Raw genomic sequence first — 11,344 nt, forward strand, 5'->3', positions numbered from 1 at the left:
GACGATGAACACGATCAAGCCTCTCGACCACATCACGAACACCAAGGCTTATGTCCCGGGCGGTAAGCTGCATGGGGCCTCCGGCCCGGTAGCGATGCTCGCTTCCAACGAGAATCCGTTCGGGCCGAGTCCGCTGGCCGTCGAGGCTATCCGCAAGGCGGCGGGCGAGGGTCTGCAGGTCTATCCGGACCCCGACTACACCGCGCTGCGCGAAGCCATTGCCCGGGCGAAGGGCATCGCTGACGCCGCCCGCGTCGTTACATCTGCCGGTTCGGACGAAATCATCCACCTGCTCACCCAGTGTTATGCAGGCCCCGGCGACGAGGTGCTGTTCACGGAGCACGCCTTTTCGATGTACGAGGTCTCCGCGCGCGCGCACGGCGCCGCCGCCATCAAGGCGCCCGAGACCGACATGACCGCGGGGGTGAATTCTATTCTCGGGGCGGTATCGCCGAAAACGAGAATCCTGTTTCTGGCCAACCCAAACAACCCGACCGGCACAATGCTGCCGCTGGCGTCCCTGAAGGCGCTGCAGGACGCGCTGCCGCCGCATGTGCTGTTCGTTGTCGATGGTGCGTATTCGGAGTATCTCGGCCCGGATTACGAAGCCGCGCTGCGCGACCTTGTCGACCGGCGCGATACGACTGTGATGATGCGCACCTTCTCGAAGATCTATGGGCTCGCTGCCCTCCGCCTCGGCTGGGCCTACATGCCGAAGCCGGTGGCCGAGACATTCCAGCGCATCCGCGGCCCGTTCAACGTCAACACGCTTGCGGTCGAAGCCGGCATCGCGAGCGTCGGGGACGACGCCTTTCTCAAGATGTCGCGCGACCACAATACCGCCTGGCGGGCCACGATGATCGACGCCCTGAACGCCATGGGTCTGCCGACGCCGGTCTCGCACGCAAACTTCGTGGTCTGCGAGTTCGGCTCTGGCGCGCGCGCCGCTGCCGCCCACCAGCACCTGAAAGACAACGCTATCCTCGTGCGTGCAATCGGTGGCTACGGCCTTCCGTCCAAACTTCGCATCACGGTCGGCAGCGCGCACGACAATACCCGTTGCCTCGACGCGCTGAAAACCTTCACCGCATCACACTGATATTGTCGATCAGCCGCGTGCGGCCCAGCCAAGCGGCGCCGAGCAGGCGCGCCTCGCTTTTCGGGATAATCGGTGCATCATCGGGCAGCGCCAGCAAGGTCGCAGGGTCGACCAGCGCGACGTAGTCCACGCTTCGGAACCCCGCGCGCCTGAGATGTGCCTCGGCCTCAGCGCGCACATCGCCGGGCAGGCCCCCCAGGGCCAGGCGCACCGACGCCCGGTGCAGCGCGGCGAACATCGCGCCCGCTGTGCGCCGCTCATCCGCCGAAAGGTAAAGGTTGCGCGATGACTGCGCGAGCCCATCCGCATCCCGTTTGGTCTCGCCGCCGATTATGCGAATCGGGAATCCCAGATCGCGCGCCATCCGCCGGATGATCTGCAATTGCTGGTAATCCTTCTCGCCAAACACAGCGACGTCTGGCTGTACGTGGAGGAAGAGGCGGGCCACCACCGTTGCCACACCATAGAAAAAGTGCGGCCGGTAGATACCGTCCAGCAAGTCCGACATACCGTTCACCCGAACGTCCGTGACCGAACCATCGGGATACATTTCTGCAACAGTCGGCAAATAAACGAGATCGCACCCGGCGGCCGTCAGCAACGCAAGGTCGTCCTCTTCCCGCCTCGGGTATGTCTCGAAATCCTCACCCGGCGCGAACTGCGTCGGATTAACGAATATGCTTGTGATCGTGCGGCTGACGTTTTCCTTCGCTTTTTCAACGAGCGAGATATGGCCCGCATGGAGGGCCCCCATGGTGGGCACGAATCCGACTGTCTCACCTGCGGCTTTCCAGGCACGCACCTGTTGCTGCAAGGCCACACGGGTGCGCACCACGGTCAACGTCTTTTCTGTCGTGGAATTCACTTTGCTCCCGTCCCGCATCAGGCTGTTGTAAACGGGTTGTTAACCCATAGGCCGGAATTTCCAAGTCATGACACACCGCATCGTTAACACCGTTCGTTCGCTGGCCATGTTCGGGGCCGTAAAGCTGGGCCTTCGCCGGGCAAACATCAGTGTTCGCGAGCCGGAAGCCTTGCGCAGCGGCGCCGAACCAGAGGATCTGAACGACGACTGGATGTTCGACCGTCAGCACGCGGCGATCTCATCCGAAGCCTATATGCTTGACCAGGAATACGGCCGCGCTTCAGGCGCTCTGGCCAGCCTGCGCGCCGTCCTGTCGAACCTGACAAAGATGCCGCTGCACGCCGAGGAAGAGTACGTCCCGATGGCGGCCTCCGCAGTTTCGCTGGATACGGCGCTCTTCGACGAGATTTCCGCCCCCGCGCCGGTGCTCACGAATGTTGTGGCATTCGATGAAGATGACCTCTTCATCGAAAGCACCCTAACACTTCAGAAACCCTCCGCGACTATTGAATCACTTCCACGCGTTGCGTGATTTGTTGGTTTAGCCGGCCTCGTGCTGAGCAGATTGTGGAGTAGGATTCATGCCCGCCGACGGGATGTCTACCATGAGCCGGACCGGCTTGGCCGACATCACCCAGCAGGCTGAAGCCCGCGTGATCGTCATCGGCAACGAGAAGGGTGGGGCAGGCAAGTCCACCGTCTCGATCCACCTCAGCGTCGCGCTGCTCTGCATCGGCAAGAAGGTTGGCGTCATCGATCTCGACGTGCGCCAGCGCTCGCTCACCCGATATCTCGAAAACCGCACCCGCTGGATGCAGAACACCAGTGCCAAGCTCACGATGCCGGAAATCGTCCGCGTCGATGCCAGCCAGGAGCGCGACCTCGACAAGGCCGAAGCCGAGGAAAGCGAGCGTTTCCTCGCCTCGCTCGCGCGTCTGAAGCGCGAATGCGATTTCATCATCATCGACGCCCCCGGCGGTGACACCTTCCTGTCGCGCCTCGCCCACATGTATGCCGACACGCTGATCACGCCGCTGAACGACAGCTTCGTGGACTTCGATCTCCTCGGCGACGTGAACCCGCAGACGCTCGAAGTCCTGCGCCCCAGTTTCTATTCCGAAATGGTCTGGACCTGCCGCAAGAAAAAGGCGCAGACGTCACGCCGCCCGATCGACTGGGTCGTGATGCGCAACCGTATGTCGCCGCTCGCGGCCCGCAACAAGGAACGCGTCGGCGGCGCCCTGGAAAACCTGTCCAAGCGTATTGGCTTTCGCCTCGCGCCCGGCCTCTCCGAGCGCGTCATCTACCGCGAGCTTTTCCCGGCCGGCCTGACGCTGCTCGACCTCAGCGAGACGTCGTCCAACGTCGCCTTCACGATGAGCCACAAGGCCGCCCGCCAGGAGCTGCGCGATCTCGTGATCGTGCTCCAGCTGCCTGAACTCGCCGGCGTCGAAATAACCTTTTGACGCTGGGTCAGCCTGCTCTCGCCCTTGCCACTTTCCGGCCCCGGGATTAGCACCTCGCGGCGCGCAGCATGATCCCAAAAAGGGGCGGCGCCCACCGGGAGGAGTTTGCGATGACCAAAAGCCAGGGCCACGTGGAGCCGCGCTTTGACGGTGTGCGCGCCGCGTTCGAATCCAACTTCGACGGCGTGCAGGAAAACGGCGCGAGCTTCTGCATGATGCTGGACGGCAAGCCGGTCGTCGATATCTGGGCGGGCTATGCCGACGAGGCACAGATGAAGCCGTGGGAAAAGGACACCATCGTCAACGTCTACTCGACGACCAAGACGATGACCGCGCTCACCGCGCTCTACCTCGCTGACAAGGGCGCGCTCGATTTTGCTGCGCCCGTTGCGAAATACTGGCCGGAGTTCGCCGCCAACGGCAAAGCGGATGTCACGGTGGCCCACCTTATGAGCCACTCCGCCGGTCTTTCCGGCTGGAAAGAGCCGCTGGTGCGCGAAGATCTCTACGACTGGGAGAAGGCCACCAGCCTCCTCGCCGCGCAGGCGCCTTACTGGAAGCCCGGCACTGCGCCTGGCTACCACGCCATGACGCAGGGCTACCTTGTCGGCGAAGTCATCCGCCGTGTAGCCGGTCAGACGGTCGGCAAACTGTTCGCGAAGGAGATCGCCGAACCCATCGGTGCAGACTTCCACATCGGTCTTCCGTCTACGGAGGATCACCGCGTGGCCGATCTCACCCCGCCGCCGGCCAGCGGTACGCTCGGCAATGGCTCGGCCGACGAACTCGTCACCAACATGTCCAGCAATCCGCCAATCAATCCGCTGGACACGCGCACACGCGCCTGGCGAGGCGCCGAAATCCCGGCAGCTGGCGGCACGGGCAATGCCCGCTCGGTTGCAGCCGTGCAGTCTATCCTCGCGACCGGGGGTGCGGCAGGCGGCAAGCAGATCCTGTCTGAGGCTGGCTGCCGCCGCGCTCTGGAGCTGCAGATCGAAGGCACGGACCTCATTCTCGGCATTCCGGTTCGCTATGGCATGGGCTTCGGCCTTGCGGGCGGCATGGTCCCTTTCCCGAACCCGAACACCATCTACTGGGGCGGGTATGGCGGCTCCCTCGTCGTCAACGACATGGACGCCCACGCCACTTATGCCTACGCCATGAACAAGATGGCCCCCACGACAACCGGCGATATGCGCGCCTTCGCGGTGCTGATGGCGGCCTGGGGCGCTATGGCGTCCTGAATCCGGTGCTTGGCTTGGCTTAGCCTCCGTCCTATAGGCCGCCCCCATGGCGACCTTTTCGTTTGAAATAAGCGCAACCGAAGGCAGGGCACGCACGGGCCGCCTGCGCACGCCGCGCGGCGACATCCGCACGCCCGCCTTTATGCCGGTCGGCACAGCCGGCACGGTGAAGGCTCTTTACATGGATCAGGTGAAGTCGGCCGGCGCCGACATCATCCTCGGCAACACCTATCACCTGATGCTTCGTCCCGGCGCCGAGCGCGTGAAGAGGCTCGGCGGCCTGCACGCCTTCGCCAAATGGTCCGGCCCGATGCTCACTGACTCGGGCGGCTTCCAGGTCTGGTCGCTGGCGCAGCTGCGCAAGATGGATCCCGACGGTGTCACATTCCAGAGCCATATCGACGGCTCTACCCATCGGCTGACGCCCGCCCGCTCAATCGAGATCCAGGCCGATCTGCTGGGCGCCGACATATCTATGCAGCTAGACGAGTGCACAAACTTTCCCTGCACCGCGCAGGAGGCCGAGCGCAGCCTCGAACTCTCGCTGCGCTGGGGCGAGCGCAGCCTTGATGCCTTCGGTCATCGCGAGGCGCAAACACTGTTCGGCATTGTGCAGGGCTCGAACTTCCCGGCGCTGCGGGAGCGCTCGGCCAAGGGCGTCGTCGGGCAGGGCTTCGGCGGCATCGCGCTCGGCGGTCTCGCAGTCGGCGAGGGCCACCAGCAGATGTGCGATACGATCGACTTCACCGTGCCCCATCTTCCACTGCAACTGCCGCGCTATGTCATGGGCGTCGGCAAACCCATTGACCTCGTCGAATGCGTCGCGCGCGGAATCGACATGTTCGATTGCGTGTTGCCCACGCGCTCCGGCCGCCATGGTCAGGCCTGGACCTGGGACGGCCCGATCAACGTTACGAATGCGAAGTTCGCCGAAGACCTCGCGCCGCTGGACGAAGCCGTCGACAGTCCGGCCAGCCGCGAATTCTCGCGCGCTTACCTGCATCATCTTTTCAAGGCCGGGGAATACCTCGGTCCCATGGTCCTCTCCTGGCACAATACGGCCTTCTTCCAGGCGCTGATGCAGGAAATCCGCGCCGCGATCGCCGAAGGCAGGTTCGAAGCGCTCAGAGCAAGGCTCGCCGCCGCGTGGGCACCAACCAGGTCCGGCCCGCGCGAAGCGGCTGGCTGACCTGCCTACTTGTAGATGATCCGGCCGTCGCTCTCGGCAGCGATGGCGTCGAAGTCCGGCCTCGCCGGCAGGTCGCACTGCATCGCCAGTCCGATCCCCTTGAGGTAAGTCCGCCGCTGCGCACCGATCTTGTAGGCCTGATTATACTTGCGCATGTGCCCCGCCGCGCCGGTCGCCTCGCGTAGCAAGCCGCGATAGGGGATCCAGCCTGTCACGCCGGTTTCGACGGCGCCGAGCGCCGCCTCGGCGGCTTCATCTGCCAGCTTTTCCGTGCTCAGCCGCTCGTCGGGGTTGGACGTGTCCCAGTCTGGTCCGAGCACCCCGTCCAGGTCCTGGATCATGCTGATGATCTCGTCGCAGGTGATTTCCGGCGGCAAGTCGTAGGGGTTGCTCAGCCGAGCCAGCAGGGGCGGGATCTGGTCCCGCCTCAGGTTCAGGTCCTCCAGCGGCGCCGTAGCGGCATCGGCGAATCCGTCCCGTGTCTGGGTCACTGCACTGTTGGCGGAGGACGTGTTGCGGCTGGAGCAGGCCGAAACGGCGCAGAGGGCGGCGAGAGCGAACAGAAATACCTTCATAATTAAAGGGAACGACAAAAAGTGAAGGCCATCAACCCACGCCATGCAGGTAGCGGTTGACCGGCACCTTTGCGCAGCCTAAATGGCCCCTTCGGTCGATTCAGGCCGTCCGGTCGTGCCCATAGCTCAGTCGGTAGAGCAACTGACTTTTAATCAGTAGGTCGCAGGTTCGAATCCTGCTGGGCACACCAATTCCAACGCTGTCGCCGTGGTCTGCGTCATCCAAACCCTGCCACAATCCCGCTTCAAGCCTACATGATATTCTTGTTCTCGTGCTTTACGGGAGTCTTGCAAAAGCGTAGGTGCTGCCTTGGAACTGATCGCGCTGCCCGGCCATCGTCCGCGGGGGACCCAGAGTGTCATCTGGTGCCTGGCCATTCTGGGCAACAGGGACCTTCACGGGTCGTGGACTGATGTCTAGCCTTTCGGATGCGGAAAGCGAGCGGGGCCCGGAACCCGAGTCGCCGGAGGCCTCGCCCCAGGTCCTCCCAGAGTATGATAACCCGGCGGCGCGCGAAGTGGACGCGCTGCACGGTTCAGCGTCAGACATCCTCACTCAGATTTCCGTACTCGCAGATGAGACCGAGATTTCCATCGGCGCGATTGTCGATGCCCTCGAAGAGCGTGCTTTCGGCATGCTCATCCTGCTGTTCGCTATTCCGGCGCTGATCCCTTTCCTCGTCGGCATCAACTCGGCCGCCGCCCTGCCGATCGCACTGCTGTGCCTGCAGATGGTGGCCGGCCAGCGCCGCCCCTGGCTGCCGCGCCGCATCCGTACACAGACGATCACCATGGACACGTTCCGCAAGATGACGCGGGCTGCCGTTCCGTGGCTTCGCCGGGTCGAGAAGCTAACGCGTCCGCGCCTGAAGTTCCTTGCAGGCCGGGGGGCAGAACCCGTGCTGGCGGTGGTGATGCTCGTATGTGCCGCGATCATCGCTATCCCGGGGCCCGGCACGAACGGTGCGCCCGGCGTCGCGGTCGCGCTCATTGCGCTGGCCATGATCGAACGCGACGGCGTCCTTGCCATCATCGGAAGCACGCTGGGCGTCCTCTACAGCATCTTCGTGTTCACGCTCGGCTTTGCAGCGGTTGATTTCGTGAGCCAGCAGATCGGCCGCTTCTTCGGCGGCGGCTGATCCCACGTAAAATACCCTTCTGCATCTTGATCCGCGCAGGTATCGGCGCCATGCCTGTCAATTGAATCTGCGTGGGAAGAGCGGGCAAACTGCCCCCGCGCCAGCACCGGACATCTGGGGGACCTCGCATGCGCAGTCTGGTTACGGCCATCAGCCTAGGTCTCCTGGCCTGTGGCAGCGCAGCAGCACAGACCGGCGCACCGCCAAACTTCGTGGTCATGGTCATCGACGACGCCGCTTTCATGGACCTCGGCGCATATGGCGGGGAAGCGCGTACACCGAACATCGACGCGCTTGCCGGACAAGGCGCGCTGTTCACGCGCTATTATTCCTCGCCGCTCTGCTCGCCCTCGCGCGCCATGCTGCTCACCGGCATGGATAACCACTTGACCGGCGTCGCCACCATCCCGGAAGTCCTGCCGAAGGAGCACGAAGGCCAGCCCGGCTACACGATGCGTCTCGAGCCTGGCGTCGCCACGCTCGCTGAACGTTTGAAGCCAATGGGTTATCGTACGCTGATGACCGGCAAGTGGCACCTCGGCAGCGGCAAAGGCGACCTGCCGAAAGCCCACGGATTCGACCGGTCCTTCGCGCTCGACGCATCTGGCGCGGACAACTGGGAAGACAAGTCCTACATGCCCTACTACGCCGAAGCGCCGTGGTACGAAAATGACGTCGCCGCCAAGTTGCCGGACGACTTCTACTCTTCCGAATTCATCGTCGACAAGATGATGAGCTATCTGGACGAAGGCGACGCGAAGGAACCCTTCTTCGCCTACATGGCTTTCATGGCAGTCCATATTCCGCTGCAGGCGCCGCCCGAATTCACCGCCAACTATGCCGGCGTCTATGATGCGGGTTGGGACGTAACGCGAAAGGCCCGCTGGGAGCGCGCGAAGGCGCGCGGATACGTGCCGGCCGATGCTGCGCTTGCGCCGATGCCGGAAAACTTCCGACCCTGGGATTCTCTGCCCCCTGGGGAACAGCAACTTTACGCTGCCCGCATGCAAGTCAACGCGGGCATGCTCGAGGCGATGGACCACCATATCGGCCGCCTTGTCGACCACCTGAAATCCAGTGGCCAGTTCGACAACACGATCTTCGTCATCACGTCCGACAACGGTCCCGAGCCCTCGCGCGGCGATACGGACCCGCGCCTCAAATTCTGGATGGATATGAATGGCTATCACATGAATATCGACGGCATCGGCGAGAAGGGCAGCTGGGCCTTCATCGGTCCCGAATGGGCGATGGCTGCCGCTTCGCCGCATGACAAGTTCAAATTCCTCGGCTCTGAAGGCGGCATCCGCGTGCCGTTCATTATGTCCGGCGCGGGCCTCAGGAAGGGCGCCCGCATCGATGCGCGCGCGTTCGTCACCGATGTTGCGCCGACCCTGATCGCGCTCGCCGGCGCGCCGGCAGACCTTGAAGGCGCAAAGCCGATGACTGGTCGCAGCCTCCTGCCGCTCCTGCGCGGTGAGGTCGAGGCGGCGCACGGGCCTAACGATGCCATTGTCATCGAAGTCTCCGGCAATGCTGCCGTCATCAAGGGCGACTACAAGCTGACCCGCAACCAGCTGCCCCACGGCGACGCGCTCTGGCGCCTTTACGATCTGTCGAAGGATCCGGGTGAGACGGCCGATCTCAGCGAGGCTCTGCCCGCCATCCGCCAAGACCTGCTCGCCGAGTACGCTGCCTACAGCCGCCGCGTCGGCGTGCTTGAGGTGCCCGAAGGCTATAACTCGATCGACGAGGTCACGCGTCATTCGCTCGCCCGCCAGCAGGCGCGTTACGGTCCCTGGCTGATCGGCGGCGGGCTTGCGCTTTTCGCGCTCATTGGCGGCGCAATCCTGCTGTGGCGCCGCCGCAAGCGGGGGGCTTGAGCATTCCCGGATATTATGGCACTTAAAATGCCATAATGTTCGTTTTGCAGGAAGGAGCGAGTTTTCTGATGGCCCGTGATGCAATCCAGCCCATCGGCTGCGGGCCCAGGCTCTTCACCGGGAGCGTCGCCACATGTCCCTGAAAACCCTGCTGGTATCGCGCATCGCGGCGAACCTGACCGGCGAAAAAAGACTGAAACGCATCAGGGCCACGCGAGAATCCCGGCGCATCGCAGCGGCGGCGCTTCACACCGTCGATTACTTCCACGAGGCCGCCGACCCGTATTCTCATCTTGCCGCCCAGGTGCTCGCTGATTTTGCGGCGCGCTATGACATCACGCTGCAGGTCCACCTCGCCGGCCCGCCCGCAGATTGGGCCGCGCCGGAACGCGCGCAACTGGAGACCTACGCCCGCGTGGATGGCGCGCGTCTCGCCCGCCGGGCCGGTCTCCGCTTCACGGATCCTGGCGCCCAGCCCGCACCTGATCTCGTCCAGCGCGCCAATCTGCAACTCGCCGCCGCCATCAGGGCAGGCACATTCCTGACAGACGCGCCCCGCATCGGCGACCAGCTCTGGGCCGGCACGCTCGGTGGTTCGGCAGGCGCCGTCGATCTTGCGGCGGGCAGCGCCTTGCGCGAGGAACTCGGCCATTATCTCAGCGGCACGCTCCACTATGGCGGCGAATGGTATTGGGGCATCGACCGGCTCCACTTTCTCGAAGCCCGCCTAACCGAACTCGGCGCCCGCAGGCCCGGCACGGGCGATGCGCTGATTTTCCCGCCGCCGGTCGCGCCGTACGGTAGCGCACGCCCTGCAAAGCCGCTGGAGCTGCACTACTACCTCTCCTTCAGAAGTCCGTACACATACATTGCCGCCGCGCGCGCAAAGGCGCTTGCCGATGCCTATGGCGCCGAACTCAAGCTGCGCTACGTGTTGCCGATGGTGATGCGCGGCCTGCCGGTTCCGCAAATGAAGCGCCGCTACATCTCACTTGATACCGCCCGCGAAGCCCGCCGCCTCGGCGTCCCCTTCGGCAGAATCGTCGATCCCGTCGGCAAACCCGTCGAGCGCGGCTATTCAATTCTCCCCTGGGCTCGCGGGCAGGGGCGCGGCTACGAATTCTGCCACGCCTTTCTCTCCGGCGTCTGGTCGCAGGGCATCGACGCCGGTACCGATACCGGCCTGAAGCAGATCGTCGAAGCCGCCGGTCTGAACTGGAGCGCCGCGCGCCAGCAACTGGAATCCGACACCTGGCGCGCCGAAGCCGAAGCCAACCGCGCAGAGATGATGTCGCTCGGTGTCTGGGGCGTGCCCAGTTTCCGCGTCGGCGAGGTCATCACCTGGGGGCAAGACCGCCTCTGGGTCATCGAGGAAGAACTGAAACGACAGGCCGGATCATCCGCCTGAGGAGGAATTGACATGCAGGTATTGAACGAAGTTTTCCCAACTGATCCCGAGCGCTTCAAGGCGATGATGGAGAAGGGACCTGATGGTCCGATCTTCATGGTCAACCTGCTGAAGTTCAAGGACAAGGCGGAGTATGACGATGGCCGCCCCTGCGACCTGTCGGGACGAGACGCCTACATGATCTACGGCCGCGCCGTCACCGAGCTGCTGCCGAAGTTCGGCGGCCGGGGCCTCTTCGCGGGCGACGTCACCTTCCTCGCCCTCGGTCAGGTCGAGGAACTCTGGGACGAAATCGCCATCGCCATGTATCCCGACCGTGCCTCCATGGTGCGCATGTCCTTGTCGGAGGAATGGCGTGAGATCGCTGTCCACCGCATGGCGGGCCTCAAGGGCCAGCTGAACATCGAAACCGTCATCCCGGCCACCGGAATGACCTCCCCCTTCCTCGAAATCATGAAAGCCGGAGGCTGACCCCT

At 63.8% G+C, this 11,344-nt stretch carries 11 protein-coding genes and 1 tRNA gene; 10 read left to right on the plus strand and 2 right to left on the minus strand.

Translation table 11 applies throughout. The features are described from left to right. Positions 1-4 precede the first annotated feature (4 nt). A complete protein-coding gene (gene hisC, locus Q0C17_RS03455; RefSeq protein ID WP_291201356.1) occupies positions 5-1,099 on the plus strand; it encodes a histidinol-phosphate transaminase in 1,095 nt (364 codons plus the stop codon). Here hisC and panC read toward each other — a convergent pair. Beyond that, complete coding sequence (gene panC, locus Q0C17_RS03460) at positions 1,083-1,982, minus strand: pantoate--beta-alanine ligase (protein WP_366914754.1); 900 nt, start codon at positions 1,980-1,982, stop codon at positions 1,083-1,085. The genes hisC and panC overlap by 17 nt on opposite strands. A 49-nt stretch (positions 1,983-2,031) precedes the next feature. On the opposite strand from panC, the gene Q0C17_RS03465 reads away from it, so the two are divergent. The 4 genes from Q0C17_RS03465 (at position 2,032) to tgt (ending at position 5,863) form a co-directional block, all read left to right on the plus strand. After that, positions 2,032-2,496 carry a hypothetical protein gene (locus Q0C17_RS03465; RefSeq protein ID WP_291201359.1) on the plus strand — a complete coding sequence of 155 codons (465 nt, stop codon included), beginning with the start codon at positions 2,032-2,034 and terminating at the stop codon, positions 2,494-2,496. 73 nt (positions 2,497-2,569) lie between these two features. Next, positions 2,570-3,430 (plus strand): division plane positioning ATPase MipZ, encoded by an 861-nt coding sequence (locus Q0C17_RS03470; protein ID WP_291201361.1) that lies wholly within the window; start codon positions 2,570-2,572, stop codon positions 3,428-3,430. Positions 3,431-3,540: 110 nt separating this feature from the next. Continuing rightward, positions 3,541-4,674 carry a serine hydrolase domain-containing protein gene (locus tag Q0C17_RS03475; RefSeq protein ID WP_291201363.1) on the plus strand — a complete coding sequence of 378 codons (1,134 nt, stop codon included), beginning with the start codon at positions 3,541-3,543 and terminating at the stop codon, positions 4,672-4,674. Positions 4,675-4,720: 46 nt separating this feature from the next. After that, a complete protein-coding gene (gene tgt / locus Q0C17_RS03480; RefSeq protein WP_291201367.1) occupies positions 4,721-5,863 on the plus strand; it encodes a tRNA guanosine(34) transglycosylase Tgt in 1,143 nt (380 codons plus the stop codon). A gap of 5 nt (positions 5,864-5,868) precedes the next feature. Here the strand turns inward: tgt and Q0C17_RS03485 are convergent, their stop codons facing one another. Continuing rightward, positions 5,869-6,438: a hypothetical protein gene (locus Q0C17_RS03485; protein ID WP_291201370.1), complete on the minus strand. Its 570-nt coding sequence runs from the start codon at positions 6,436-6,438 to the stop codon at positions 5,869-5,871. A 115-nt stretch (positions 6,439-6,553) separates the two neighbouring features. On the opposite strand from Q0C17_RS03485, the gene Q0C17_RS03490 reads away from it, so the two are divergent. The 5 genes from Q0C17_RS03490 (at position 6,554) to Q0C17_RS03510 (ending at position 11,339) form a co-directional block, all read left to right on the plus strand. Continuing rightward, positions 6,554-6,629 (plus strand) — tRNA-Lys (locus Q0C17_RS03490). Between the two features lie 222 nt (positions 6,630-6,851). Beyond that, entirely contained in the window at positions 6,852-7,577 is a 726-nt protein-coding gene (locus Q0C17_RS03495) for an exopolysaccharide biosynthesis protein (protein ID WP_291201373.1), read from the plus strand. A 128-nt stretch (positions 7,578-7,705) separates the two neighbouring features. Further along, positions 7,706-9,460: an arylsulfatase gene (locus Q0C17_RS03500; protein WP_291201376.1), complete on the plus strand. Its 1,755-nt coding sequence runs from the start codon at positions 7,706-7,708 to the stop codon at positions 9,458-9,460. A 133-nt stretch (positions 9,461-9,593) separates the two neighbouring features. Beyond that, positions 9,594-10,868: a DsbA family protein gene (locus tag Q0C17_RS03505; protein WP_291201379.1), complete on the plus strand. Its 1,275-nt coding sequence runs from the start codon at positions 9,594-9,596 to the stop codon at positions 10,866-10,868. A gap of 12 nt (positions 10,869-10,880) precedes the next feature. Beyond that, on the plus strand, positions 10,881-11,339 hold the full coding sequence (locus Q0C17_RS03510) for a DUF1330 domain-containing protein (protein ID WP_291201382.1): 459 nt from the start codon (positions 10,881-10,883) through the stop codon (positions 11,337-11,339). Positions 11,340-11,344: the final 5 nt, after the last annotated feature.

The sequence above is a fragment of the Hyphomonas sp. genome (genome assembly GCF_022844445.1).
Taxonomy (GTDB): Bacteria; Pseudomonadota; Alphaproteobacteria; order Caulobacterales; family Hyphomonadaceae; genus Hyphomonas.